Origin of the sequence: Streptomyces sp. NPDC001941, assembly GCF_040296945.1 — a bacterium.
Taxonomy (GTDB): Bacteria; Actinomycetota; Actinomycetes; order Streptomycetales; family Streptomycetaceae; genus Streptomyces.
Genome location: NZ_JBEOYE010000043.1, coordinates 13,157 through 39,275, shown reverse-complemented (window position 1 = coordinate 39,275; position 26,119 = coordinate 13,157). Strand labels below are relative to the sequence as shown.

Annotated in this window: 22 protein-coding genes; 5 read left to right on the top strand and 17 right to left on the bottom strand. The window is 72.5% G+C overall.

Annotation, left to right across the window (positions count from 1 at the left end):
• Nucleotides 1-7 precede the first annotated feature (7 nt).
• The 3 genes from ABT160_RS26410 to nsdA all read right to left on the bottom strand — a co-directional run bounded on the left by ABT160_RS26410 (nucleotide 8) and on the right by nsdA (nucleotide 3,612).
• Entirely contained in the window at nucleotides 8-346 is a 339-nt protein-coding gene (locus tag ABT160_RS26410) for a P-II family nitrogen regulator (RefSeq protein WP_351650284.1), read from the bottom strand.
• Nucleotides 343-1,695 carry an ammonium transporter gene (locus tag ABT160_RS26405; protein WP_351650283.1) on the bottom strand — a complete coding sequence of 451 codons (1,353 nt, stop codon included), beginning with the start codon at nucleotides 1,693-1,695 and terminating at the stop codon, nucleotides 343-345. The genes ABT160_RS26410 and ABT160_RS26405 overlap by 4 nt, the downstream gene beginning before the upstream one ends.
• 441 nt (nucleotides 1,696-2,136) lie before the next feature.
• Nucleotides 2,137-3,612 (bottom strand): transcriptional repressor NsdA, encoded by a 1,476-nt coding sequence (nsdA, locus tag ABT160_RS26400; RefSeq protein WP_351650282.1) that lies wholly within the window; start codon nucleotides 3,610-3,612, stop codon nucleotides 2,137-2,139.
• 548 nt (nucleotides 3,613-4,160) lie between these two features.
• Here nsdA and ABT160_RS26395 point away from each other — a divergent pair.
• A complete protein-coding gene (locus ABT160_RS26395; protein WP_351650281.1) occupies nucleotides 4,161-4,850 on the top strand; it encodes a bifunctional DNA primase/polymerase in 690 nt (229 codons plus the stop codon).
• A gap of 130 nt (nucleotides 4,851-4,980) precedes the next feature.
• Here ABT160_RS26395 and ftsY read toward each other — a convergent pair whose 3' ends face one another.
• Entirely contained in the window at nucleotides 4,981-6,198 is a 1,218-nt protein-coding gene (gene ftsY / locus ABT160_RS26390) for a signal recognition particle-docking protein FtsY (RefSeq protein ID WP_351650280.1), read from the bottom strand.
• Between the two features lie 207 nt (nucleotides 6,199-6,405).
• Here ftsY and ABT160_RS26385 point away from each other — a divergent pair, with 207 nt between their 5' ends.
• Nucleotides 6,406-7,851, top strand: a complete 1,446-nt coding sequence (locus ABT160_RS26385; protein WP_351650279.1) for a cytosine permease — start codon at nucleotides 6,406-6,408, stop codon at nucleotides 7,849-7,851.
• Nucleotides 7,852-7,959: 108 nt separating this feature from the next.
• Nucleotides 7,960-8,946 (top strand): LLM class flavin-dependent oxidoreductase, encoded by a 987-nt coding sequence (locus ABT160_RS26380; RefSeq protein WP_351650278.1) that lies wholly within the window; start codon nucleotides 7,960-7,962, stop codon nucleotides 8,944-8,946.
• Between the two features lie 97 nt (nucleotides 8,947-9,043).
• Here the strand turns inward: ABT160_RS26380 and ABT160_RS26375 are convergent, their stop codons facing one another.
• From ABT160_RS26375 to ABT160_RS26360, 4 genes are all read right to left on the bottom strand, one after another.
• A complete protein-coding gene (locus ABT160_RS26375) occupies nucleotides 9,044-10,471 on the bottom strand; it encodes a sugar porter family MFS transporter (protein WP_351650277.1) in 1,428 nt (475 codons plus the stop codon).
• A 208-nt stretch (nucleotides 10,472-10,679) separates the two neighbouring features.
• Nucleotides 10,680-14,399, bottom strand: a complete 3,720-nt coding sequence (locus tag ABT160_RS26370; RefSeq protein ID WP_351650276.1) for an AAA family ATPase — start codon at nucleotides 14,397-14,399, stop codon at nucleotides 10,680-10,682.
• A gap of 255 nt (nucleotides 14,400-14,654) precedes the next feature.
• Entirely contained in the window at nucleotides 14,655-14,873 is a 219-nt protein-coding gene (locus tag ABT160_RS26365; protein ID WP_351650275.1) for a hypothetical protein, read from the bottom strand.
• A gap of 404 nt (nucleotides 14,874-15,277) precedes the next feature.
• Nucleotides 15,278-15,559, bottom strand: a complete 282-nt coding sequence (locus ABT160_RS26360) for an acylphosphatase (protein ID WP_351650274.1) — start codon at nucleotides 15,557-15,559, stop codon at nucleotides 15,278-15,280.
• A 132-nt stretch (nucleotides 15,560-15,691) separates the two neighbouring features.
• Here ABT160_RS26360 and ABT160_RS26355 point away from each other — a divergent pair, with 132 nt between their 5' ends.
• On the top strand, nucleotides 15,692-16,606 hold the full coding sequence (locus ABT160_RS26355) for a CAP domain-containing protein (RefSeq protein ID WP_351650273.1): 915 nt from the start codon (nucleotides 15,692-15,694) through the stop codon (nucleotides 16,604-16,606).
• Nucleotides 16,607-16,737: 131 nt separating this feature from the next.
• The gene (locus tag ABT160_RS26350) at nucleotides 16,738-17,169 is read left to right on the top strand and encodes a winged helix-turn-helix transcriptional regulator (protein WP_351650272.1); all 432 of its coding nucleotides are present in this window, start codon (nucleotides 16,738-16,740) and stop codon (nucleotides 17,167-17,169) included.
• On the opposite strand, the gene mutM is transcribed toward ABT160_RS26350, so the two are convergent.
• The 9 genes from mutM to ABT160_RS26305 all read right to left on the bottom strand — a co-directional run bounded on the left by mutM (nucleotide 17,142) and on the right by ABT160_RS26305 (nucleotide 26,090).
• Nucleotides 17,142-18,011: a bifunctional DNA-formamidopyrimidine glycosylase/DNA-(apurinic or apyrimidinic site) lyase gene (mutM, locus tag ABT160_RS26345; protein WP_351650271.1), complete on the bottom strand. Its 870-nt coding sequence runs from the start codon at nucleotides 18,009-18,011 to the stop codon at nucleotides 17,142-17,144. The genes ABT160_RS26350 and mutM overlap by 28 nt on opposite strands.
• Nucleotides 18,012-18,088: 77 nt before the next feature.
• Nucleotides 18,089-18,904 (bottom strand): ribonuclease III, encoded by an 816-nt coding sequence (gene rnc, locus ABT160_RS26340; RefSeq protein WP_351650270.1) that lies wholly within the window; start codon nucleotides 18,902-18,904, stop codon nucleotides 18,089-18,091.
• A 19-nt stretch (nucleotides 18,905-18,923) separates the two neighbouring features.
• Nucleotides 18,924-19,097 (bottom strand): 50S ribosomal protein L32, encoded by a 174-nt coding sequence (gene rpmF, locus ABT160_RS26335; protein WP_030753522.1) that lies wholly within the window; start codon nucleotides 19,095-19,097, stop codon nucleotides 18,924-18,926.
• A gap of 2 nt (nucleotides 19,098-19,099) precedes the next feature.
• On the bottom strand, nucleotides 19,100-19,741 hold the full coding sequence (locus ABT160_RS26330; RefSeq protein ID WP_351650325.1) for a YceD family protein: 642 nt from the start codon (nucleotides 19,739-19,741) through the stop codon (nucleotides 19,100-19,102).
• Between the two features lie 156 nt (nucleotides 19,742-19,897).
• Complete coding sequence (locus ABT160_RS26325) at nucleotides 19,898-20,941, bottom strand: ATP synthase subunit B family protein (protein WP_351650324.1); 1,044 nt, start codon at nucleotides 20,939-20,941, stop codon at nucleotides 19,898-19,900.
• A gap of 120 nt (nucleotides 20,942-21,061) precedes the next feature.
• The gene (coaD, locus tag ABT160_RS26320) at nucleotides 21,062-21,541 is read right to left on the bottom strand and encodes a pantetheine-phosphate adenylyltransferase (protein ID WP_351650323.1); all 480 of its coding nucleotides are present in this window, start codon (nucleotides 21,539-21,541) and stop codon (nucleotides 21,062-21,064) included.
• 26 nt (nucleotides 21,542-21,567) lie between these two features.
• The gene (gene rsmD, locus ABT160_RS26315) at nucleotides 21,568-22,152 is read right to left on the bottom strand and encodes a 16S rRNA (guanine(966)-N(2))-methyltransferase RsmD (protein WP_351650269.1); all 585 of its coding nucleotides are present in this window, start codon (nucleotides 22,150-22,152) and stop codon (nucleotides 21,568-21,570) included.
• A 61-nt stretch (nucleotides 22,153-22,213) separates the two neighbouring features.
• Entirely contained in the window at nucleotides 22,214-24,412 is a 2,199-nt protein-coding gene (gene recG, locus ABT160_RS26310) for an ATP-dependent DNA helicase RecG (protein WP_351650268.1), read from the bottom strand.
• Nucleotides 24,413-24,509: 97 nt separating this feature from the next.
• Nucleotides 24,510-26,090 carry a DAK2 domain-containing protein gene (locus ABT160_RS26305; RefSeq protein ID WP_351650267.1) on the bottom strand — a complete coding sequence of 527 codons (1,581 nt, stop codon included), beginning with the start codon at nucleotides 26,088-26,090 and terminating at the stop codon, nucleotides 24,510-24,512.
• Nucleotides 26,091-26,119: the final 29 nt, after the last annotated feature.

Below are 26,119 nucleotides of genomic sequence, written 5' to 3'. Positions count from 1 at the left end.
GGCCTCGTCAGAGGGCGTCGGGGCCGCGTTCGCCGGTGCGGACGCGGACGACGGTGTCGACGGGGACGCTCCAGACCTTGCCGTCGCCGATCTTGTTGGTGCGGGCGGCCTTGGCGATGACGTCGATGAGCTGTTCGGCGTCGGCGTCCTCGACGAGGACCTCGATGCGGATCTTGGGTACGAGGTCGACGGTGTACTCGGCTCCGCGGTAGACCTCGGTGTGGCCGCGCTGGCGTCCGTATCCGCTGGCTTCGGTGACGGTCAGGCCCTGTACGCCGAAGTGCTGGAGGGCTTCCTTGATCTCGTCGAGCCGGTGGGGCTTGACGACCGCGGTGATGAGCTTCATGCGTCCACCTTCTTGGTCGGGGCGGCCGAGTCCGCGACGGCGGGGGTGGGGACGGCCTTGCGGGAGCCGGTTCCGCCGCCGGCGCCGCTGAAGTCGTAGGCGGTCTCGGCGTGTTCGGTCTGGTCGATGCCGGTGATCTCGTCGTCGTCGCTGACGCGCATGCCGATCGTCTTGTCGAGGACGAGGGCGAGCAGGGCGGAGACGACGAGGGAGTAGCCGAGGACCGCGAAGACGCCGATGGCCTGCTTGCCGAGCTGTTCGAGGCCGCCGCCGTAGAAGAGGCCCTTGGCGTCGGACTGTACGCCGCCGGTGGCGAAGAGGCCGATGAGGAGGGAGCCGACGACTCCGCCGACGAGGTGGACGCCGACGACGTCGAGGGAGTCGTCGTAGCCGAACTTGTACTTGAGGCCGACGGCCATGGCGCACAGCAGGCCGGCGATGACGCCGATGGCGATGGCGCCGAGCGGGGAGCAGGAGCCGCCGGAGGGGGTGATGGCGACGAGTCCGGCGACGGCGCCGGAGGCGGCGCCGAGGGTGGTGAAGGAGCCGTGCCGGATCTTCTCGTAGGCGAGCCAGGCGAGCATGGCGGCGGCGGTGGCGACCTGGGTGTTGACGAACATGACGGCGCCGACGCCGTCGTCGTTGCCGAGCCAGGAGCCGGCGTTGAAGCCGAACCAGCCGAACCAGAGGAGTCCGGCGCCGAGCATGACGAGCGGGAGGCTATGGGGGCGCATGGGGTCCTTCTTGAACCCGACGCGCTTGCCGATGACGAGGATGACGCCGAGGGCGGCGGCTCCGGCGTTGATGTGGACGGCGGTGCCGCCGGCGAAGTCGATGACGCCCATGTCGAAGAGCCAGCCGCCGGTGCCCCAGACCCAGTGGGCGACGGGGAAGTACACGATGGTGGCCCACAGGGTGATGAACAGCGCCCAGGCGGTGAACTTGACGCGGTCGGCCAGGGCGCCGCTGATCAGGGCGGGCGTGATGATGGCGAACATCAGCTGGAAGACGGCGAAGACGTAGACGGGGATGGTGTAGCCGTCCCAGAGCTCGGTCAGTCCGATGCCGCTGAGTCCGACGTAGTCGGAGCTCCAGCCGATGACGGAGCCGCTGTCCGTGCCGAAGGCGAGGCTGAATCCGTACAGCACCCACAGGATGGTGACGATGCCGAGGCTGATGAAGCTCATCATCAGCATGTTGAGGGTGGACTTGACGCGGACCATGCCTCCGTAGAAGAAGGCGAGGCCCGGGGTCATGAGCATCACCAGGGCGGAGCAGATCAGCATGAAGCCGGTGTTGGCGGCCGACAGGGTGGGTGTGTCGGCGGCAAGCGTGATGCCTGGAGGCATCGGCGTCTCCTCGTCGGTGCGCGGCTCGGGGTGTGGGGGCGGGAGCCTGGGCGGGCCGGTTATGGGCCCTGAGGTTGGCGCAGGCCGGTTTCCGGTGGTGCTGCCCGGTGTTTCGCGGCAGTGACGAAGGGGGCGCGGGTGTTACGCCGTTATGAACGGCCCGGTCACGGGCGCGTAACGGGCGTCCGTACGGGTGGGGTGGACCGGCCGCGACGGCCACCCGGTTGACCTGGCGTGGGGAGCCGAGTCGGGCTTTCCGGGGCGGGCGTCGCGGCCGGGGTCTGCGTACGGCGCGGTGTGTACGGGCCGTGTGCGGTCGCGTGCGGACCGCGGGGGCGTCGTGGGGGGCGTGGGTGCGGCGGTCCGGGGGTGGCGGTGGCCGGATCAGGGGGCTCGGGCGGGGCGGGCCCGGTCCGTCCGGGCCGGACCGACCGGACCCGGTCAGACGGCTTCGGCGGTCTCGGGCAGCTGGGCGGTGAGGATGTCGGTGAGGTGGGCGACCTCGGGGACGTCGGCGAAGTCGCGGGCGGCCGTGTCGACGGTCTTGCGCAGACGGGTGTTGACCCGCTCGGAGCGCACCCGTTTGGCGACGGCGAGGGCGCGCTCGGCGAGGGCGGTGGACTGCTCGGGTTCGCGCTTGAGCAGGTGCACGGTGGCCATGCCGATGAGGTTGAGGGCGTAGGACCGCTGGTGCTCGTCGTCCTGGCCGAAGAGTTCCACGGCGCGCTCCATGATGGGTTCGGCCATGGAGGCGTACGTCGGCGAGCGCCCGGCCACGTAGGCCAGGTCGCGGAACGAGTGGGCGTTCTCCCCGCTGAGCTCGGCCTCGTTGAAGAAGCGGATCCAGTCGGGCTCGGGCTCGCGGCCCTCGACGGCGTCGGAGAAGGTGTCCTCGGCCATGCGCACGGCGCGCTTGCACTTGCTGGGCTGGCCCATGTTGGCGTAGGCCCGGGCCTCGACCGCGTACAGCATGGCCTGGGTGCGGGGGGTGGCGCAGTCGCGGCTTCCGTACTGGGCGAGGTGGACGAGCTCCAGGGCGTCGTCGGGGCGGCCGAGGTGGATCATCTGGCGGCTCATGGAGGAGAGGATGAACGACCCGAGGGACTTGTCCCCGGCCTCCTTGGCGGCGTGCAGGGCGAGGACGAAGTACTTCTGCGCGGTGGGCTGCAGGCCCACGTCGTAGCTCATCCAGCCGGCCAGCTGGGCCAGTTCGGCGGCGCAGGTGAACAGGCGCTGGGCGGTGGCGGACGGCTGGGGCTCCTGGAGCAGGTCGGTGACCTCGTGGAGCTGGCCGACGACGGCCTTGCGGCGCAGTCCCCCGCCGCACTGGGCGTCCCACTGGCGGAACATCGCGGTGGTGGACTCGAGCAGGTCCAGCTCGGGGCGGGAGAGCCGGGACGGCCTGCGGGAGGAGCCGGGCGGGTCGGCGCGGCCGGCGTCGCCGCCCGGGGTGGGCACCAGCCAGCGCTGCATGGGCTCGATGAGGGCGGGGCCCGCGGCCAGGGCGAGCGAGGTGCCGAGGAAGCCGCGCCGGGCGAGCATCAGGTCGCTGCGGGAGAACTCGCTGAGCAGGGAGACCGTCTGGGGTCCGGCCCAGGGCAGGTCGACGCCGGAGACGGAGGGCGACTGGTGGGCGGTGCGCAGCCCGAGGTCCTCGACGGCGACGACGCTGCCGAAGCGCTCGGAGAACAGCTCGGAGAGGATGCGCGGGATCGGCTCGCGCGGCTGCTCGCCGTCGAGCCAGCGCCGCACCCGTGAGGTGTCGGTGCTGATGTGGTGTGCGCCCATCTGGCGCGCCCGGCGGTTCACCTGTCGCGCCAGCTCGCCCTTGGACCAGCCGCTGCGCACGAACCACGAGCTCAGCTGCTCGTTCGGGCGCTTGCCGGCATTCGTACCGTCTGCGCCGCTGCCGCCCACTGGAACGCCCCCATCCCGCTGAAGCCTGTGTCTCAAGCCCGGTCTGCCCGTGTGTCTCTGTCCGCGCTCGGTCCGTGCCCGGTCCGTGCCCGCGTGTCCGTGACCCTGCCCGTGTCACTGCGACCCGTTGCGCGAACCTCTATCAGAATGCACTGAACTCCTGCCAGCCGTCCGCAGGTTGGACTCCATCGAACAGGAAACCGACTTGCCTTTGGCATACCCGCGCGTGCACTCGTGCCCAAGGTCCGTGCACTGAAAGTAATCCTACGATCACCCCTCCCGCGAGGGCGATTCCAGAAACGCCACCATTCGCCACCCCTTCGAATGAACTCCGTTGCGGCCGGGCGCGATTCACTTGACATACGACGATCAGGAGTCGGCGGAGCGGTGCGCGTACGGGCGCGCACGGCACGCCGCACCACCCCGTTCACCCCCTCGCGCCGACGCGGCCGCCGGAGTCGGCCCGGCGTCCCGAGGGGATGCCGACGGAGTGTCACCGGGGGACTCCGGGTCGTAACCACCGGCGAGTTCGACCCGTTGGAGGGGGCATGGGCTTCACGATCGGCGGCATCCGGGAACTGCGGTCCGGCTCACGCCGCCGCGGCCGCACCACGGAGTGCACAGCGGTGGCCGAGTACACAGGGCTGTGGGGATGGGACGTGGTGCCCGGCGCGCGGGCGGCCGTCCCCACCGGACGGACGGCGGGCGCGCAGGGAGGCCCCCCGGACTGCTCCTGCGGCGCCCACGGCTGTACGGCTCCGGGCGCGCATCCGCTCGCGTTCGCCCCGGAGGTGTCGGCGGGCGCCACGGTGGACGAGGCGACCAAGGCGTGGACGGACTACCCGGGGGCGGCGCTGATGCTGCCCGTGGGGCGTGCGTTCGACGTGATCGAGGTGGCGGAGCCGGCCGGACGCCGGGCGCTGGTGCGCCTGGAGCGGATGGGGCTGCCGGTCGGCCCGGTGCTGGCGACGCCGACGGGCCGCGCGCAGTTCTTCGTGGCGCCGGGCGCTTCGGTGGAGCTGCCGCAGCTGCTGTACCGGATGGGCTGGGACGACGCGGGACTTGACCTGCACTGCCTGGGCCCGGGGTCGTACCTCACCGCTCCCCCGTCGGACCTGGGCGGCCACGGTCCGGTGCACTGGCTGCGGGCACCGTCACTGGACATGGCGGGCGGGCCTCCGCAGGCACGGCTGCTGCTGGGGACGCTGGCGTTCATCTCGCATCGGTCGCATGGGTGAGCGTTGACAGCTGACAGGCGACGGAAAGACAGTTGACCGCTGACAGGCGGCAGAAAAACAGCTGACGGATGACAGACGGTGAAATCTGCCATCCGTCATGTGTCATCCGTCAGCTGTTATCCGTCAGCGCCTACTCCCCGATCAGCGCATCCACGAACGCCTCCGGCTCGAACGGCGCCAGGTCGTCGGCACCCTCTCCCAGGCCGACCAGCTTCACCGGGACGCCCAGCTCGCGCTGGACCGCCACCACGATGCCGCCCTTGGCGGTGCCGTCCAGCTTGGTGAGCACGATGCCCGTGATGTCGACGACCTCGGCGAAGACGCGGGCCTGCACCAGACCGTTCTGACCGGTCGTGGCGTCGAGCACCAGCAGCACCTCGTCGAGCGGCTTGTGCTTCTCGACGACGCGCTTGACCTTGCCGAGCTCGTCCATCAGCCCGGTCTTGGTGTGCAGCCGGCCCGCGGTGTCGACGAGGACGACGTCCGCCTCGTCGGCGATGCCCTCCTTGACCGCGTCGAACGCGATGGAGGCCGGGTCGCCGCCCTCGGGCCCGCGGACCGTGCGGGCGCCGACGCGCTCGCCCCAGGTCTGGAGCTGGTCGGCGGCGGCGGCGCGGAAGGTGTCGGCCGCGCCGAGGATGACGGTCTTGCCGTCGGCGACCAGGACGCGGGCGAGCTTGCCGGTGGTGGTGGTCTTGCCGGTGCCGTTGACGCCGACGACCATCACGACGCCGGGGGCGTCGTCGGGGCTACCGGTCTTGACCTCGCGGTCGAAGTCGGTGCCGACGAGCGCGAGGAGTTCCTCGCGCAGCAGGGTGCGCAGCTCGTCGGGGGTGCGGGTGCCGAGGACCTTGACGCGTTCGCGCAGGCGGTCGACGAGTTCCTGGGTGGGGGCGACGCCGACGTCGGCGGTGAGGAGGGTGTCCTCGATCTCCTCCCAGGTGTCCTCGTCGAGGTGTTCGCGCGAGAGCAGGGTGAGCAGGCCCTTGCCGAGCGAGTTCTGGGAGCGGGCGAGCCGGGCGCGCAGGCGGACCAGGCGGCCGGCGGTGGGCTCGGGGACCTCGAGTGCGGGCGCCGGTTCGGCGACGACGGGGTCCTCGACGGCGGCGGGGGTGTCCGCGGCCGGTTCGGGGAGGTCCACCTCCTCGATGGTGCGGCGGGGTTCGTCCCGCGGTGTTTCCGCTTCGTCGCCGACACGGGGTTCGGCGGGCGGTGCGGTGATGGTCGGCGTGCTGGACGGCGCCTCGGGGGGCGGCAGCTGCTTCTTCTTGCGGCTGCTGACCACGAGCCCGCTGATCGCGCCGACCGCGACCAGGGCGATGACGACAGCAAGAATCAGGATTTCCATAACGGACCCAGTATCGGCCACGCGCGGCGCGGGGGCGTGGAGCCGGAGGATCGTCCAAGGCCCTAGGCCTCTATTTGGAGGTTTCGGGTGGTTCGTACGATGCTGGTGGGTCTGGAGCGCTTTTACGCCCACCGTACGCCTGTACGGGACCCCCATCCCCTGCGGGACGCCTTCCCCGGAGCCCCCACCTCTGCACGGAGCTGTTTCATGCCTGATGTCACTGCCGATTCCGCCGTGGAGACGCGCGGTCTCGAACCCGTTCCCGATGCCGAGCGCACGGGTCGGGTGCGGGAGCTGTTCCCGACCTGGGTGGCGGCGAACATCAGTGTGCTGCTGCTGACGATGGGCGCGGGCCTGGTGGTGTTCAACGGCCTGAACTTCTGGCAGGTGCTGGTGGTGGGGCTGGTGGCACCGGTGGTGTCGTACGGGATCGTGGGCGTGATCTCGATCGCGGGCAAGCGGGGCGGGGCGCCGGGCATGGCGCTGTCGCGGGCGGTGTTCGGGCAGCGGGGCAACCTGTTCCCGGGTGCGCTGATCTGGGTGGCCCGCTGGGGCTGGGAGACGATCAACGCGGTGACGGGCGCGTACGCGCTGCTGACGGTGCTGGACCTGCTGTTCGGGATCAGGTCGAACACGGCGCTGATCGTGGTGACGCTGCTGCTGTTCGTGGCGTGCACGTTCGTGGTGTCGGGCCTGGGGATCAACGCGCTGCGCAGGTGCAGCACGTGGTCGACGTACCTGTTCGGCGCGTTCTCGGTGCTGGTGCTGGTGTACCTGGTGGCGAACACGGACTGGTCGGCGGTGTTCGCGAAGCCGGCGGGTTCGACGGCGATGATGGTGGCGGGGATCGGGACGATCGCGGCGGGCGGGATCAGCTGGGTGCCGTCGGGTCCGGACTTCACGCGCTACCTGCCGCGGGCGGCGTCGTCGCGGGCGCTGGTGGGTACGACGGTCGGCGGTGCGGGCATCGTGGTGGTGCCGATGGTGCTGATGGGTGCGGTGATGGCGGTCTCGACGCCGGACCTGGCGTCGGCGCAGGACCCGGTGTCGTTCATCGGCGAGCTGCTCCCGGCGTGGATCTCGGTCCCGTACCTGCTGATCGCGCTGGTGGGGATGCTGCTGATCAATTCGATGTCGATGTACTCGGCGGGGTTCACGGCGCAGACGCTGGGGATCCGGGTGCCGCGCGCGTGGGCGGTGAGCGTGAACGCGGTGATCAGCCTGGTGTTCGGGTTCCTGCTGATGGTGGTGGCGACGAGCTTCATCGGGTCGTTCATCTCGTTCCTGACGCTGCTGGCGGTGGCGTTCTCGGCGTGGATCGGGGTGTTCGGCGTGGACATGCTGCGGCGGCGGTCGTACGACGCGACGGCGCTGATGGACACGGGCCGCACGAGTGCGTACTGGTACCGGGGCGGGTTCGCGTGGCAGGCGATGGCGGCGTGGGCGGTGGCGCTGGTGGCGGGTCTGCTGCTGACGAAGGTGGACTGGTTCGCGGGTCCGCTGGCGTCGTCGTGGGTGGGGCGCAACGGTCTGGGCTGGGCGGTGACGATCGTGGTGGCGGCGCTGCTGTACGCGGTGCTGCCGCGGTCGGCCCCGGTAGCCGCGGCCGGGCCGGCGGCGGTGCGCGAGCCGGTGGGGGCGGCGCGCCGCTGAGGCCGGTGCGGGCATGACCCTGGATATCTGACGCCTCGTCAACTACCGTCCCCCTTCGCCGGATCAAGGGCCCATCGGGCCCCATCGAGCGCGAAGGGGGACGTTCCCGTGCCGTTCACGGTCGTACGGTTCAACCTGGTCGACCCCGAGGCGACCCCGCAGTCCTTGTCGGAGCGCTACCGCGCGGCCCTTGAGATGGCCGCGTACGCCGACGAGCACGGCATCGACACGGTGCAGACCGAGGAGCACCACGGGGCGGAGAACAACTGGCTGCCCTCGCCGTTCGCGTTCGCGGGCGCGGTGTTCGGGGCGACGCGCCGGATCTCGGTGACGGTGTCGGCGGTGATCGGCCCGCTGCACGACCCGCTGCGGCTGGCGGAGGAGATCGCGGTCCTCGACCTGCTGAGCGCGGGACGCCTGGTGACGGTGGCGGGGATCGGCTACCGGCCGGAGGAGTACGAGGCGCACGGGGTGGACTGGGGGCGGCGGGGCAAGCTGCAGGACCTGCTCCTGGAGACGCTGCTGAAGGCGTGGAGCGGTGAGCCGTTCACGTACGAGGGACGGACGGTGCGGGTGACACCCCGGCCGTTCACGCAGCCGCACCCGCTGCTGCTGGTGGGCGGGTCGTCGCGGGCGGCGGCGCGGCGGGCGGCCCGGCTGGGGCTGCCGTTCTTCCCCAGCGCGCACCTGCCGGAGGTGGCGGAGTACTACGAGCGGCAGCTGGTGGAGCACGGGACGCAGGGCTGGACGATGATGCCGGCGGAGAAGACGCCGCTGCTGCACGTGGCGGAGGATCCGGACCGGGCGTGGGCCGAGTACGGGCGGTTCTTCCTGCACGAGGCGCGGACGTACGCGTCGTGGCAGTCCAAGGACATCCGTTCGGCGGTGCGGTCGGCGGCGGGCAGCGTGGAGGAGCTGCGGGCGGAGGGCGTGTACCGGATCGTGACGCCGCGGGAGTGCGTGGAGCTGGCGTCGTCGGGCGCGGACTCGCTGGTGCTGCACCCGCTGTGCGGGGGGATGCCGGTGGAGGAGGGCTGGCGGTCGCTGCGGCTGCTGGCGGAGCAGGTGCTGCCGGCGCTGTCGCCGTCGGCCTGAGGGCCGCGCCGCCGGTCCGGGCGGCCCCTGGACACGCACCGCCCCGGCTCGGGGGTCCGGGCCGGGGCGGTGTGGCTGGAGGAGGGGGCAGCGGGGATCAGCCCATCTCCTCCAGGGTCTTGCCCTTCGTCTCCTTGACGAACTTCAGGACGAAGGGGATCGAGAGCGCGGCGAACGCGCCGTAGATGACGTACGAGCCGGTCAGGCTCCACTCGGACATGCTCGGGAACGTCTTGGTGATGGCGAAGTTGGCGAGCCACTGGGCCGAGGCGGCGACGCCGAGCGCGGCGGCGCGGATCTTGTTGGGGAACATCTCGCCGAGGAAGACCCAGACGACGACGCCCCAGGAGAGCGCGAAGAAGAGCACGAAGGCGTTGGCGGCGATGATCGCGACGAGGCCCTGGGCGTGCGGCAGGGAGACGTCGTCGCCGGTGCCGCTGCGGTACGAGAAGGCCCAGGCGCAGGTGAACAGGGCGGCGGCCATGCCGGCGGAGCCGATGAGGGCGAGCGGTTTGCGGCCGATGCGGTCGACGAGGACCATCGCGATGACGGTGCCGACGATGTTCACGATGGACGTCTCGAAGGAGTACAGGAACGAGCTGGAGGGGTCCTTGCCGATGGACTGCCACAGCTGGTTCGAGTAGTAGAAGATCACGTTGATGCCGACGAGCTGCTGGAAGACGGAGAGCCCGATGCCGATCCAGACGATCGGCAGGAAGCCGAACGTGCCGCCGAGCAGGTCCTTGAAGGAGGACGCGTGCTCGCTTCGCATGCCGGACTCGATCTGGCGGACGCGGGCGTCGAGGTCGACGCCGGTGCCCTCGACCTCGGCGAGGACCTTCTTGGCCTCGGTCTCGCGGCCGGCGGAGATCAGGAAGCGGGGGGACTCGGGGATGGCGAAGGCCAGCAGTCCGTAGAGGAGCGCGGGGACGACCATGACGCCGAGCATCCACTGCCAGGCTTCCAGGCCCATGAGCTTGCCGCGCTGGTCGCCGTCGGCCATGTTCAGGATGGCCCAGTTGACCAGCTGGGAGATGGCGATGCCGATGACGATGGCGGCCTGCTGGAAGGACGCGAGGCGTCCCCGGTAGGCGGGCGGGGCGACCTCGGCGATGTAGGCGGGGCCGATGACGGAGGCCATGCCGATGCCGATGCCGCCGATGAGGCGCCAGACGGTGAGGTCCCAGGCGGCGAAGGGCAGGGCGGACCCGATGGCGCTGGCCGCGAAGAGCAGTGCGGCGATCTTCATGACCTTGATGCGGCCGATGCGGTCGGCGAGGCGTCCGGCGACGGCGGCGCCGACGGCGCAGCCGAGCAGGGCGGTGGCGATGATCCAGCCGAGGGTGTTGGCGTCGACGGCGAAGCGGTGCTGGATGGCGACGGTGGCGCCGTTGATGACGGAGCTGTCGTAGCCGAAGAGGAATCCGCCCATGGCCGCGGCGGCCGTGATGAAGATGACGTGCCCGAGGTGGTCGGGGACCGCGTCGCGTCCGCCGGACGCGGACGCCTTCTCTGTGGTCGTCACATGTACTCCTGGGGCCGCCCGGCAGCGTCGCCGGGAGTGGGGGGCGAGCCCTTCCAGTGGCGCACAACTTCGTGCCGCCCACCACTTGAAGGTAAAGACAACGTTGCAGAGACTATGCCTTCAAGTTTCGAAGTCAACACCGGGGTACTTTCCGCCCTGAAGGCACAGAAGACCACTTTCCATTCAAGACTTGAACAGGCAGAGAGGCTCAGCGCAGCCGCTGGCTGATCACCTTCGAGACGCCGTCGCCCTGCATGGACACGCCGTACAGGGCGTCCGCGACCTCCATGGTCCGCTTCTGGTGCGTGATCACGATCAGCTGCGAGGACTCCTGGAGCTCCTGCATGATCCGGATCAGCCGCTGCAGGTTGGTGTCGTCCAGCGCCGCCTCGACCTCGTCCATCACGTAGAACGGGCTGGGCCGCGCCTTGAAGATGGACACCAGCAGCGCCACGGCCGTCAGCGACCGCTCGCCGCCCGAGAGCAGCGAGAGGCGCTTGACCTTCTTGCCCGGCGGCCGGGCCTCGACGTCCACGCCGGTGCTCAGCATGTCGTCGGGGTCGGTGAGCACCAGACGGCCCTCGCCGCCCGGGAAGAGCCGCGAGAACACGCCCTCGAACTCGCGCGCCGTGTCCCGGTACGCCTCGGTGAAGACCTGCTCGACCCGCTCGTCGACCTCCTTCACGACCTGAAGGAGGTCGGCCCGGGTCTTGCGCAGGTCCGCGAGCTGCTCGGACAGGAACTGGTGGCGCTCCTCCAGGGCCGCGAACTCCTCCAGGGCCAGCGGGTTGACCTTGCCCAGCTGCTGGTAGGCCCGCTCGGCCGACCTCAGCCTCTTCTCCTGCTCCGTACGTACGAACGGGCGGGGCCGGTTGCGCTCGTGCTCGGGGTCATCGGGAAGCTCCTCTCCCTCCGCGGGCGGCGACGGCGGCACGCTCTGGCCGGGTCCGTACTCGGCGACCAGCGCGTCCGGCTCGACGCCCAGCTCTTCGAGGGCCTTGGTCTCCAGCTGCTCGATCCGCAGCCTCTTCTCCGCTCCCAGTACCTCGCCGCGGTGGACCGAATCCGTGAGCTTGTCGAGTTCCGCCTTCACGTCCCTGCCGTGCCCGCGCGCCCGGTCCAGTTCCGTCTCCCCGGCCGCCTTGGCGGCCTCGGCCGCCGCCCGCCCGGCCTCGGCCCGTACGACGGACACCTCGGCGTGCGCGAGCAGCTGGCGGGCCCCGGCGGCGACGGCCGCGCCGACGTCGGCCTCGTGGCGCAGCCGGGCGCGGCGCCGCTCGGCGCGGGCCCGGGCCTCGCGCTCGGCGCGGGCGCCCCGGTCCAGGGAGTCGGCGCGGCCGGCCAGGGCCTTGACCCGCTCCTCGTGGGTACGGGCCTGCAGCCGGGCCTCCATCTCGGTCTGGCGGGCGTTGGCGCCGTCGGCGGCGAGCCGGTCGCGGGCGGAGGTGTCGGGCTCCTCCTCGACGGGCGTCTCCTCGGCGACCAGGAGGCGTTCGGCCAGTTCCTCGGCGTCCTGCAGGGCGCGGTCCAGGGCGTCCTGGGCGCGGGCGGCGGCCGCGGTGGCGCGCTCGGCCTCGCCGACGGCGGCGCGCGCCTGTCCGGAGAGGCGGCCGAGCTGCCCGGAGACCTGGGACTTCTCGCGGTCGGCGGCGCGGCGCCGCTCACCGAGCTCCTCCACGAGCGCGGCGTGGTGGGCGCGCCGTTCGGTGGCCTCCTGCTGGGCGGCGGCGAGTTCCTCGCAGTGGACGGCGAGGGAGGCGAGTTCGGCGGCGGCCTCGTCGACGGAGGCCTGGACCTCCAGGAGGCTGGGGGCTGCGGCGGAGCCGCCGTGGGCGAGGCGGGCGCCGAGGACGTCGCCCTCGGCGGTGACGGCGGTGGCGCCGGGGGTGGAGGTGACCAGGTCCTCGGCGTCCTCCAGGGTGGCGACGACGACGGTGTCCCGCACCAGCGCGCGTACGGAGTCCACCAGTTCGGCCGGGCCGCGCACGAGGTCGATGACGCGCGGCGGCCCGTCGGGGGCGCCGGCCGCGTGGGCGGACGGCGCGGCGGCGGCCGGGGCCGGTCCGCCGGTGGAGCCGGGCGCGCCGGGTGCGGTGGCCAGGGCGTGGGCGGGTACGGATCCGCCGGCCTGCCCGGGTACGCGGGTGGCGCCGGGGCCCGAACCGGCGCCCGCTCCCCCGGCGCGCGTACCACCTTGCGCACCGTCCGCCGTGCCCGCCGTGAGCAGGACCGCGCGGCCCGCGTCCTGCTTGCGCAGCAGCCGGATCGCCTCGGCGGCCGCGGCGGGCCCGCTGACGGCGAGGGCGTCGGCGGCGGAGCCGAGCGCGGCGGCGACGGCGACCTCGTGGCCGGGGGCGACGTCCAGGAGTTCGGCGGCCGGGCCGAGGAGCCCTTCGAGGGTGTCGCGGGCGGCGAGCAGCGCCCCGGAGCCGTCCTTGCGGCGCAGGCCGAGGGCGAGGGTCTCGTGGCGGGCCGCGAGTGCGGCGCGGCGGCGCTCGGCTCCGGTCGCGGCCTCGCGGGCGCGGGTGAGGGCGGTGTCGGCGTCGGCGAGGGCGCGCTTGGCGGCGTCGTGGCGGTCGGCGAGTTCGCTGTCGTCGGCGTCCAGGCCGCGGACCTCGGCGTCGAGCTCCTCGTACTCCTGCTGTGCGGCGGCGGCGCGTTCCCGCGCCTCGTCGCGGGCGGCGGCCAGGCGCTCGATCTCGGCCTGGGCCGCGGCGGCCCGGGAGCGGGCGGCGCCGGCCTGGGCGCCGAGCCGGGCGAGCTGTTCGCGGCGCTCGGCGATGGTGCGGGCGGCGTCCTTGAGGCGGCGCTCCTCCTGGGCGAGTGCGCGCTCCAGGGCGGCGCGGTGCTCGACGGTGTCCTCGAGGGCGTGCTCGGCGGCTTCGAGGGCGGCGGTGAGCTCGGCCTCCTGCTCGCGGATGCGGGCGGCCTCGCGCTCCATGTCCTCGGGGTCGCGGCCGCGCCGCTCCTCGGGGGGCTGGGCGGTGGCGGACTTCACGCGGGCGTCGGCGAGGGAGACGGTGCCGCGGACGCGTTCGGCGAGCTGGGAGAGGTCGTACCAGGTCTGCTGGGCGCGCTGGAGGCGCGGGGCGAGGCGGCGGACCTCGTCCTGGAGGTCGGCCTCGCGGGCCAGGGCGGCCTTCAGTTCGGCCTCGGTGGCCTCCTTGCGCTGCTTGAGCGCGGCCTCGTCGGCGATCTCGGCGCCCAGTGCCTCGCGCAGCCGGACGAGGTCGTCGGCGAGCAGGCGTAGCCGGGCGTCGCGCAGGTCGGCCTGGATGACGGCGGCGCGGCGGGCGACGGCGGCCTGCCGGCCCAGCGGTTTGAGCTGGCGGCGCAGTTCGTCGGTGAGGTCCTGGACGCGGGCGAGGTTGGCCCGCATGGCGTCCAGCTTGCGCAGCGCCTTCTCCTTGCGCTTGCGGTGCTTGAGGACGCCGGCGGCCTCCTCGATGAAGGCGCGGCGTCCGGCGGGGTCGGCGTGCAGGACGGAGTCGAGCTGGCCCTGGCCGACGATGACGTGCATCTCGCGGCCGATGCCGGAGTCGGAGAGGAGTTCCTGGATGTCCAGGAGGCGGCAGGTGTCGCCGTTGATCTGGTACTCGCTGCTGCCGCCGCGGAACATGATCCGCGTGATGGTGACCTCGGCGTAGTCGATGGGCAGCGCGCCGTCGGAGTTGTCGATGGTGAGGGAGACCTCGGCGCGGCCCAGCGGGGGCCGGCCGGTGGTCCCGGCGAAGATGACGTCCTCCATCTTGCCGCCGCGCAGGGACTTGGCGCCCTGTTCGCCCATGACCCAGGACAGCGCGTCGACGACGTTGGACTTGCCGGAACCGTTGGGGCCCACGACACAGGTGATGCCGGGTTCGAACCTCAGCGTGGTGGCGGAGGCGAACGACTTGAACCCGCGCAGGGTGAGGGCCTTGAGGTGCACGCCCCCGGACTCTACCGGGGAGCTGCGGTTTCACCCGTGAACGTGCAGGGCACATCATGCGGTGAGGAGCCGGTGAACGGGGCGGGACCCTTCGGGGTCCGGCGGGGGAAGGGGTGGAGCGGAACCGGCGGCGGCACCGGGAGCGGGCAGAAAGAAGGGACGCCGGAGCGTCCCTTGCATGTCTTCCTGCGAGCGTGAGTGCTGCCCGCCCGAGCCCGTGGGGGCCGGGATCACCCGGGCCCGTGGGGGCCGGGATCAGGTGAGCGCGGGCTCCGCCTGGGGAACGTCGATGTCGATGCCTTCCAGCAGCGACGACTCGTGGTGCTGTGCGGCGGCCTCGTTCAGCGCGTCGTTCTCGGACTGGATCCGTACGAGTTCGGACTCGAGGTCCTGTACGCGCTGCTGAAGCCGTCGCATCTCGGCGAGGAGTCGCGGGTCGGAACCGCCGACGTAACCGAGAAGCGCCTTTGCCATGATGGATGGTCCTCCACACTGAGTGACCGACCGAAGCGGTGTGGGTCGTGAGGGATTCGCACCCGCGGTGTTCGGCAGTGCGTGTACTTCGCTGCGGTTCTTACTGCCGGACAGCTAAGGTGCGCGGGGATTCCAGAGTCTCACCAAAAAGTTTGACGGTCAACACGATCACACCCCGTATCGACGGGCAACCGGGGGGCTTGCGGCCGCTGAACCTCGCGGCGGCGCCTCGCGCGCGGCACCCAGGGGGTGTGGAGATCATCCTTACCGGCGCAGCCTGGCACGGCACGACGTCCTTGGCAACCACCAGGACGTTTTCGCCTCTCGCACATTCCTGCGGCACGTGCGGGGCCCCGGTGCGGACGGTCCCGGAGGGTCCGTCCGCGGGTCCGGAAGGGGTCCGGTCAGCGGATGGCGAAGCCCTCGTAACCCCCGCGGGGCGTGTCCCAGATCTCAGTCACGCCGTCCACGCGCCCGGGCGTGTCCCCGGAGCGGAGCCAGTCGAGCAGACGGTGGCAATGGTCACTCGGGCCCTCGGCCACGACCTGGACCCGGCCGTCGTCGAGGTTGAGGGCGAATCCGGTGAGCCCCCCGATCTCCAGAGCGTTTGCCCTGGTGAACCAGCGGAAGCCCACTCCCTGTACTCGGCCGCGCACCCACGCGGTGAGTCGTGCATCTTCTTTCATGCGAGCACGCTAACCGGCCAATTGCACACGGAGCACTTCACCCTCACGTGTCATCGCGTACAGTCGCGAAACGATGCGCTTCACCCGTAAGGGCGAGTCGCGTTGTTGTCAGACGCACGAAAGGCAGAGCAGATGGGTCGCCATCGGCGCTCCGGCGAGGCCCCCGCCGCAGAACAGTACAGAACGGGCACCACGGGCCGTCGCCGGGGTGGTGCCCACCGCGGCAGGCGCCCCGTGGTGCCCGTGCGCACGGGTCTGCTCGGCGCTTCGGCCGCGGTGGCCGTCGGCGTGGTGGCGGTCGCGTCCGGGATCCTGCCCGGCGGGGACACGTACACCATCAGCGGCGGCGGCGCCCGGGAGCGCGTGCAGGCCGAGGGCTCGGCCGATCTGCGCGCCCAGGGCAGTGCGAGTGCGAATCCCTCGCAAACGCCCTCGCCCTCCCAGGGCGGCGCGAAGGCGCCCGGTCCGCGCCCCTCGCCGTCGGCTCCGGCCGGTACGGAGCGGGCGAAGCCGTCCCCCTCGAAGCCGGCCGCCCCGGGCGGGGCGAAGAAGGACGCGGGCCGCGGGGACGAGACGGTCAAGGACGCGGCGAGCCCTTCGGCCACCCCCTCCTCCCCCGCGTCCGAGTCCGCCCGGGTGACGGGCGGCGCCTCGACGGCGTCGGACCGGGAGGCGAAGGCCGAGTCGGCGGTGCTGGACCTGGTCAACCAGGAGCGGGCCAAGGTCGGCTGCACCCCGGTGCGGGCCGACTCGCGGCTGGCGGCCCTCGCGGGCGCGTTCAGCGCGGACATGGCCGACCGGAACTTCTTCGACCACACCGACCCCGACGGCCGCACCCCCTGGAACCGCGCGGACGCGCAGGGCGTCAAGGGCCTGGGCGGCGAGAACATCGCGCGCGGGCAGGCGGACGCGGCGGCGGTCATGAAGGCGTGGATGGACAGCGAAGGGCACCGGGCCAACATCCTGAACTGCGACTACAAGTCGCTGGGCGTGGGCGTGCAGTTCGGTGACGGCGGCCCCTGGTGGACGCAGGACTTCGGCTTCTGAGGCGCCCGGGAAGCCTGGGATACCTGAGACGCCCGGGAAGCCTGGGACGCCTGAGGGGCCCGGAACGCCCGGCACCATACGACGGAGAGCGCTAACCATCGGTTAGCGCTCTCCGTCGTATGGTGGAAGCCATGGACACCACCACCCCGGGCACCCCGCCCGCCCCCACCCCGGACGAGACCGCCGACGACGCCGCGCTCGCCTTCGACGTCTTCGCCCGGGCGTGCCCCTCGCGCACCACCCTCGAACACGTCACCGGCCGCTGGGGCAGCCTGACCCTGGGCGCGCTGCACGAGGGGAGCCTGCGCTTCAACGAGCTGCGCCGCCGGGTGGACGGGGTCAGCGAGAAGATGCTGTCGCAGACCCTGCACGCCCTGGAGCGCGACGGGCTGGTGCACCGCGAGGCGCAGCCGGTGAACCCGCCGCGGGTGGACTACGAGCTCACGCCGCTGGGCCGGGACGTGGCCGGCCGGCTGCTCGCGCTGATCGGCCTGGTGGAGGGGCGGATGCCCGAGGTGCTGGCCGCCCGCGAGCGCTACGACGCGTCGCGCGGCGGGCGCTGACAGCGCGGGCAGAAGTAGCTGGAGCGGTTCATCCAGGAGCGGCGGCGCATCGGGGTGCCGCAGCGCCGGCAGGGCTCGCCCTCGCGCCCGTAGGCGTCCAGGGACCGGTCGAAGTAGCCGGACTCGCCGTTGACGTTCACGTACAGGCTGTCGAAGCTGGTGCCGCCCTGGTCGAGGGCCGCGTTCATCACGTCCCGCACGTGCCCGAGCAGTTCGGTGGAGCGGGGGCGGGTGAGGGTGGCGGTGGGCCGGTCGTAGTGCAGCCGGGTGCGCCACAGCGCCTCGTCGGCGTAGATGTTGCCGACGCCGCTGATCAGCGACTGGTCGAGCAGGGCGCGCTTGACGGTCGTACGGCGCAGGCGCAGCGCGGTGTGGAAGGCCGGCTCGTCGAACAGGCCGTCCAGGGGGTCGCGGGCGATGTGCGCGATGACGTCGGGCAGTCCGTCCTCGGCGTCGGGCGCGGTGTCGTGCAGGGACAGGCCGCCGAAGGTGCGCTGGTCGACGAAGCGCAGCTCGGTGCCGAGGTCGTCGGCGAAGCGGACGCGGACGCGCAGGTGCTTCTCGTCGGGGGCGTCGTGCGGCTGGACCAGGAGCTGGCCGCTCATGCCGAGGTGGCCGAGGACGGAGGCGCCGGCGTCGTCCAGGGGCAGCCACAGGTACTTGCCGCGGCGCCGGGCGGTGCCGATGCGGTGGCCGGTGAGCCGGGCGGCGAAGTCGGCGCCGCCGGCCGGGTGGCGGCGGACGGCGCGCGGGTGGAGGACCTCGACGGCGGCGACGGTGCGTCCGGCGACCCAGCGCTCCAGGCCACGGCGGACCACTTCGACCTCGGGCAGCTCGGGCATCGCGGGCTTCTCCTGTCGTGCCTGGGTATGGGTGGGCCCCCGCCGGCGCCGGGGCGCTGACGGGGGCCGGAAACGGTTCAGACGGCCGGGGTCGGCCGGGACGGAGAGGAGTCGGCGTCCTCTTCGGTGCTCCCGGCTTCGGCGGCGGCCTTGGCGGCCGCCTCGCGCTCGTCCGCGGCGGCGCGGATGGCGCGCCAGGCGGACTCCGCGGCCTGCTGCTCCGCTTCCTTCTTGCTGCGGCCGGTGCCGGTGCCGTACGAGACACCACCGACGCGGGCGGCAGCAGTGAAGGTCTTCTCGTGGTCCGGACCGGTCTCGGTGACCAGGTACTCGGGAACGCCGAGGCCTTCGGCCGCGGTGAGTTCCTGCAGGCTGGTCTTCCAGTCGAGGCCCGCGCCCAGATTGGAGGACTTCTCGATGAGCGGGTCGAAGAGCCGGTGCACCAGCTCGGACGCCGCGTCGAGGCCCTGGTCGAGGTAGACCGCGCCGATCACCGCTTCGAGGGTGTCGGCGAGGATGGACGCCTTGTCCCGGCCGCCCGTGCCCTCTTCACCCCGGCCGAGCCGGATGAAGGAGCCCAGGTCGAGTCCGCGACCGACCTCCGCAAGCGCACGCGAATTGACCACCGCGGCCCGCAGCTTGGCCAGCTGGCCTTCGGGCAGGTCGGGGTGGGTTCGGTACAGCGTGTCCGTGACCACGAGGCCGAGGACGGAGTCCCCGAGGAACTCCAGGCGCTCGTTGGTCGGCAGACCGCCGTTCTCGTACGCGTACGAGCGGTGGGTCAGCGCACGCACCAGAAGGGCGGACTCAAGGTGATACCCGAGCCGCCCTTCCAGAATCGTGTGGGACGAGGCATGGTCCGTCTTGTTGTCCGTCTTGGGGGACTCAGACATTGCGCCTCTCACCAGCCGCTCAGACCTCGAGGACCTGGCGCTTGTTGTAGGTGCCGCAGCTCGGGCACGCGATGTGCTGCAGCTTCGGCTCCTGGCAGCGCTCGCACGCAACCAGGGTGGGGACCGCAGCCTTCCACTGCGACCGGCGGTGGCGCGTGTTGCTGCGCGACATCTTCCGCTTCGGAACAGCCACGGCTACTTCTCCTGCTTCTCGTCGACGCCAGCATCGGCGCCGCCCATGTTGTCCTTCTCACCGGTCCCGAGTGAACCGGAGAGTCCCTGCAGAGCCGCCCAACGGATGTCGACGGCTTCGTGGTGGTGGTCCGGGGCGTCGTTCAGGTTGATCCCGCAGTCGGGACACAGGCCTGCACAGTCCTCCCGGCACACCGGCTGCATGGGCAGTGCGAGCACCACCGCATCCCGCAGCACGGGTTCGAGGTCGAACATGCCGTCCTCGAGGGGAACCATGTCCTCGTCGTCCTCGGCATCGTCGCCCGCGGCCGTCTGGCGGCCGCGGTCGTCGGTGTCGGGGTACGAGAACATCTCCTGGAAGTCCGCGTCGAGCTCGCGCTCGACCGGCTCCAGACACCTTACGCACTCCCCCTCGACCGATGCACGGGCGGTGCCTGTGACAAGCACCCCTTCCATGACCGATTCCAGGCGGAGGTCGATGACCACCGGGGCGCCCTGCGGCACTCCGATGACCCCTTCGATGCCGAAGGCGGGGGCGCCGGGCGCCTCCACCGTGCGGGACACCCGCTGCAGGGCACCGGGCCGCCGCCCCAGCTCGTGCGTGTCGAACACGAGGGGGTTGCGGTGGTCGAGGCGCGTGCTCAGGGTTCTTCCTGCTTTCGAAATCGTCGAGCGCCGCCGCGTCCCCGCACGTTTCCGTACGAAGAGGGCAGCAAGGATCGCGGACGTACGCGCGACCGAAGAGCCAGGATACTGGACGCTTCGCTCTGGGCCCAATCCGCTCTTCCGGCCTAGCGGCGCCTAGCGTCCCTGCTCGTAGCGGCGGAGCTGTTCGAGGTCGATCATGCTGGTGTCGAACAGGCTGGTCTCGTCCAGTGCCGCGGCGGGCTGCTGCTGGGCGTGCTGCTGCTGGTGGTGGTCCTGGTAGCCCTGGTCGGCGGCGGGCTGCTGGTAGCCGTAGTAGCCCTGCTGGGGGTCGTACCCGGCGTGCGCCTCGTAGGACTGCTGCGGGTAGCCGTAGGGGTCCTGCTGGTACGCGTAGGCGTCCTGGGGCTGGTACGCGTACGGGTCGGCCTGCGCCGGGACCTCGGCGGCCAGGGGCGCGGCCTGGTCGGGCCGCGGCAGCTGCGCCTGCGGGTCGGCGAGCCCGGCCAGGTAGTCGGCGTCGCTGGTCAGGCCCTGCTCGCCGGCCGCGTCCTGGGCGGCCATGTGGGCGCCGAGGTCGTCGGTGGCGATGCGGCCGTGCAGCTTCTGGCGGCCCCGGCCGACGGCGTCCAGGGTCTTGGAGAGGACCGCCTCGAAGGCGCCGAGCTTGGCGTCCACGTACTCGTCGGCGCGGGAGATCAGGGTGGCCGGATCGGGACTGTAGTCGGGGGCGTCCTCGTCGCCGGGGTCGCCCGGGCCGCGGCCGAGGAGCTTCTCGCGGCCGCGGTCGACGGAGCCGATGGTCTTGGTGAGGACGACCTCGAAGTTGGCGAGCTTGGAGTCGACGTAGTCGTCGGCCTCGGCGCGGATCTCCTCGGCCTCCCGGCGGGCCTCGGTGAGGATCCGGTCGGCCTCGTCCTGGGAGCGGCGGGCGACCTCGGTGTCGGAGATCAGCGAGCCGCGCTCGGCGTGGGCGGCCTCGACGATGCGGTCGGCCTCGTGGCGGGCCTGCTCGACGAGCTGCTCGCGCCCGCCGATCAGCTCCTGGGCCTGGGCGAGGGAGCCGGGCAGGGCCTGACGGACCTCTTCGAGCAGGGCCAGGAGTTCGGCGCGGTTGACCACGCAGGACGCCGACATGGGCATGGACCGGGCGCTGCCGACCACCTCGACGATGTCGTCGAGCTTCTTCTGCACGTCCACCGTGTGCTCGCCACTTCCTACAGTCACTACAGCCGGGTTGGAGACGGACGGGACGACTGTAAGGGCAGTCGGCTCCCGTCCGACACCGGGTGACGGACCGTCAGCGGCCCGCCCGGGCGCTCACTTGCGGCCCAGGCGCTCGGTCAGGGCGTCGTGCACCTGCGGCGGGAGCAGGTGGGACACGTCCCCGCCCCAGGTGGCGACCTCCTTCACGAGGGAGGAGGACAGGAAGCTGTAGGTGGGGTTGGTCGGCACGAACAGGGTCTCGACGCCGGAGAGCCCGTTGTTCATCTGGGCCATCTGCAGCTCGTAGTCGAAGTCGCTGACCGCCCGCAGGCCCTTGACGATGGCGGGGATGTCGCGCTGCTTGCAGAAGTCGACGAGCAGGCCGTGGTGGGACTCGACCACCACGTTCGCGTACTCGCTGGTGACCTGGCGGATCAGGTCCATGCGCTCTTCGACGGTGAACAGGCCCTGCTTGGCCTGGTTGATCATCACCGCGACGTGTACGACGTCGTACAGGCGGGAGGCGCGGGCAATGATGTCGAGGTGTCCATTGGTGATGGGGTCGAATGACCCCGGACAGACGGCGCGGCGCAACTGAAGTCCCTCGCTCTCCGGTCCGGTCATCGTGCGTCTTCGCACGTAGAGGCGGCGCGACCGTACCAAAAGGTCCCCTCGCCGTAGCGACGGGCCCGTAGGGCCTCGAAGCCGTCGGGCCAGCCGAACGGACCGCCTCTGGTGCTGCGCTCCACGGTGACGAGGGCCTCCTCGGCGAGCCAGCCCTGGGAGCGGAGTGTGAGCAGGATCTCCCGAAGATCGTCGTCGGAGACGGCGTACGGCGGGTCGAGGAAGACCGCGTCGTAGGGCTCGCCCGGCGGCGGTCCGGCGACGACCTGCTCGGCGCGGCCGGTGCGCACGTCGGCGCCGGGCAGGCCGAGGGTGCGGACGTTGTCGCGGACGACCCGGGCGGCCCGGGCGTCGGCCTCGACGAGCAGGGCGTGCGAGGCGCCGCGGGAGAGCGCTTCGAGGGCGACGGCGCCGGACCCGGCGTACAGGTCGGCGACGCGGATGCCGTCCAGGGTGCCGAGCAGGGACTGCCAGGTGGAGAAGAGTCCCTCGCGCGCGCGGTCGGAGGTGGGGCGGGTGCCGCCGCCCGGGGGCACGGCCAGGCGGCGTCCGCCGGCCGCTCCGGCGATCACGCGGGTCATCTCGGTCCTTGTCGGTGTACGGGGTCGGGGTACGGGTGTGTGACGTGAGGCTGCCAGTGTCTCAGCCCTTGTCGAGGTACTGCTCGCGCTCCTCGTCCAGCAGGGCGTCCAGGGTGGTGCGCAGGGCGGGCAGGTTCTCAAGGTCGGGGTCGGCGGCGACGACGGCGGCGGCCTCCTCGCGGGCGGCGGCGATGATCTCCTCGTCGTCGATGACGGCGAGCATCCGCAGGCTGGAGCGGACGCCGGACTGGGCCTGGCCGAGCACGTCGCCCTCGCGGCGCTGTTCCAGGTCGATGCGGGAGAGTTCGAAGCCGTCGAGGGTGGCGGCGACGGCGCCCAGGCGCTGGCGGGCCGGGCTGGCCTCGGGCGCGTCGGTGACCAGCAGGCACAGCCCGGGGGCGGAGCCACGGCCGACGCGGCCGCGCAGCTGGTGCAGCTGGGAGACGCCGAACCGGTCCGCGTCCATGATCACCATGGCGGTGGCGTTGGGGACGTTGACGCCGACCTCGATGACCGTGGTGGCGACCAGTACGTCGGCCTCGCCGGCGGCGAAGCGGCGCATCACGGCGTCCTTGTCGTCGGGCTGCATCCTGCCGTGCAGCACCTCCACGCGCAGGCCCGCGAGCGGCCCCCTGGCCAGCTGTTCGGCGACCTCGACGACGGCGAGCGGCGGGCGCTTGCCCTCGTCCTCGGCGGCCTGCTTCTTCTTGGGCTCGTCCTCGCCGTCGCCGATGCGCGGGCACACCACGTACCCCTGGTGGCCGTTCTCCACCTCCTCGCGCACCCGCTCCCAGGCGCGGGCCAGGAAGTGCGGCTTGTCCTGGGCGGGCACGACGTGGCTGGCGATCGGGGAGCGCCCGGCGGGCAGCTGGTCCAGTACGGAGGTCTCCAGGTCGCCGAAGACGGTCATGGCGACGGTGCGGGGAATGGGCGTCGCGGTCATCACGAGCAGGTGGGGCGGCTGCTTGCCCTTGGAGCGCAGGGCGTCGCGCTGCTCGACGCCGAAGCGGTGCTGCTCGTCGACGACGACCAGGCCCAGGTCGTGGAACTGGACCTTGTCCTCGATCAGCGCGTGGGTGCCGATGACGACCCCGGCCTCGCCGGTGACCAGGTCGAGCAGGGCCTGGCGGCGGGCGGCGGCACCCATGGACCCGGTGAGCAGCACGACCTTGGTGGCGCGCTCGGCGCCGCCGAGCATGCCGCCCTCGGCGAGTTCGCCCATCATCTCGACCACGGAGCGGTGGTGCTGCTGGGCGAGCACTTCGGTGGGGGCGAGCATGGCGGCCTGTCCCCCGGAGTCGACGACGGCGAGCATGGCGCGCAGGGCGACCATGGTCTTTCCGGAGCCGACCTCGCCCTGGAGCAGGCGGTGCATGGGGTGGGGGGCGGCCAGGTCGTCGAAGATCTCGCGGCTGACCTTCCGCTGGCCCTCGGTGAGGGTGAAGGGCAGTTTCGCGTCGAAGGCGGTGAGCAGGCCGTCGGGGGCGGGGCGGCGGGGGACGGCGGGCAGCTGGGTGTCGGCGTGGCGGCGGCGGGCGAGGGCGACCTGGAGGACGAACGCCTCGTCCCACTTGAGGCGGTCGCGGGCCTGCTCGACGTCGGCCTTGGTGCGCGGGCGGTGGATGTGGTGCAGGGCGTCGGGCAGTGGGAGCAGGCCGCGGCCCTCGCGCAGGGCCCCGGGGAGCGGGTCGAGGGCGTCGGCGGCGCTGGGCAGGACGGCGTCGACGGCCTTGGCGATCTTCCAGGACTCCAGTTTGGTGGTGGCCGGGTAGAGCGGGATGAGCGCTCCGGCCCAGGCGCCGACCGCCTCGCCGCCGTCGCCGTCCGCGTCGCCCTGCAGGGACTGGTAGGCGGGGTGGGCGAGCTGGAGCTTGCGGTTGAACAGGGAGACCTTGCCGGAGAACATCGCGCGGGTGCCGGGCAGCAGGTCCTTGTGGGGCTTGTGGACGCCCTTGCCGAAGAAGACCAGTTGCAGGCGGCCGTAGCCGTCGGTGATGGTCACCTCCAGGCGCTGGCCGCGCCCCTTGGCGCCGTTGAAGGTGTGCACGCGGGCGTCGGCGACCTGGGCGACCACCGTGACGTGCTCGTCGAGCGGCAGGTCGGACAGGGTCGTCAGCTCGCCCCGCTCCGCGTACTTGCGCGGGTAGTGGTGCAGCAGGTCGCCGACCGTGTGCAGGTCGAGGTGCTCGGCCATCACCTTCGCGGTGGCGGCGCCGAGCAGTTTCTTGAGGGGTTCGTCGAGCGCGGGCACGCCGTCCATTGCACACCACGTCACTGACATCCGCGGGCAGCACCCGGCAGCCGGGTGCCGCCGGGGCGGCGGGCGGGGTGTGTCGTACGACCCCGGTGGGCGTGCGCTACTCGACGCCGATGAGCAGCGGCGCGTCCTGGCCGCCGCGGTAGGTGACGGTGTCCACGGCGAGGTGGCCCTCGCGCACCCGGCGCTCCAGTTCCTCGGCCAGTTCGCCGGGGGCGTCGTCGGACAGGACCAGGGTGACCAGTTCGCCGCCGGCGGCGAGCATCCGGTCCAGGACGGCCGCAGCGGTGGCGGCGAGGTCGGGGCCGATGACGGCGACGTCGCCGTCGATGAGGCCGAGCACGTCGCCGGCCTGGCAGACCCCGGCCGAGGTGAAGGACCGGTGCTCGGCGACGGCGAGTTCGGCGTAGCGGGTGGCCCCGGCGGCGGCGGTCATGGCGACCACGTCCTCGTCGAAGCGGCGGTCGGGTTCGTGCACGGCGAGCGCGGCGATGCCCTGGACGGCGGCCCGGGTGGGGATGAGGGCGACCCGGACGCCTTCGGCGCGGGCCTGTTCGGCGGCGGCCGCGGCGCTGTGGCGCAGGTCGGCGGAGTTGGGCAGCAGCACCACCTCGCGGGCGTGGGCGCGGCGGATGGCGGCGACGAGTTCGCCGCTGGCGGGGGGTTCGCCGGGGCGGGCCAGGACGGTGGTGGCGCCGGCCTCGGCGCAGAGTCCGGCGAGGCCGTCGCCGGGGACGACGGAGACGACGGCGCGCTGGAGGAGTTCGCGGGGCGCGGCGGTGTCGGTGCCGAAGTGGGTGATGCGGATCCGGTAGGGGCGGCCGGCCTCGATGCCGGCCTCGACGGCGGCTCCGGCGTCGTCGACGTGCACGTGGACGTTCCACAGGCCGTCGCCGCCGACGACGACGAGGGAGTCGCCGAGCGCGTCGAGGCGGCCCCTGAGGCGGGCGACGGCTCCTTCGTCGGCCTCCAGGAGGTAGATGACCTCGAAGGCGGGTCCGCCGTCCTCGCAGGGTCCTTCGGGTGCGGGGGCGGGCCGGGGGCCGCGGGCGGTGGGGGCGACGGCTTCGCCGGAGACGGCCTGGACGAGGGCGCCGAGGACGGCGACGAGGCCGCGCCCGCCGGCGTCGACGACCCCGGCGCGCTCCAGGACGGCGAGCTGGCCGGGGGTGTCGGCGAGGGCGGCGCGGGCGCCGGTGTGGGCGGCGCGGGCGACGTCGGTGAGGGTGCCGCCGCCCGTGCAGGCGTCGGCGGCGGCGCGGGCGACGCTGAGGATGGTGCCCTCGACGGGGTGGGCGACGGCGTCGCGGGCGGCGTCGGCGGCCCGGGCCAGGGCGCGGGCCAGGTGGTCTCCGTCACGCCCGTCGGCGAGGACGCCGGCCATGCCGCGCAGCAGCTGGGACAGGATCGTGCCGGAGTTGCCGCGGGCCCCGATGAGGGCGCCGTGCGCCATGGCGCGGACGGCGTCGACGGGGTCGGGGTCGTCGGCGGCGAAGACGGCCTCCACGGCCTGGGCGGCCGATTCGGCGGTGAGGTAGAGGTTGGTGCCGGTGTCCCCGTCCGCGACCGGGTAGACGTTGATCGCGTCGATCTCCTCGCGCTCGCGGCCCAGGGCCTCCAGGGCCAGCGAGCTCCAGGCCCGTACCGCGCGGGCGTCGAGGACTTCGGGGGCTTGCGGCACCTGGTGAACCTCCGGGGCGGGCCTGACGG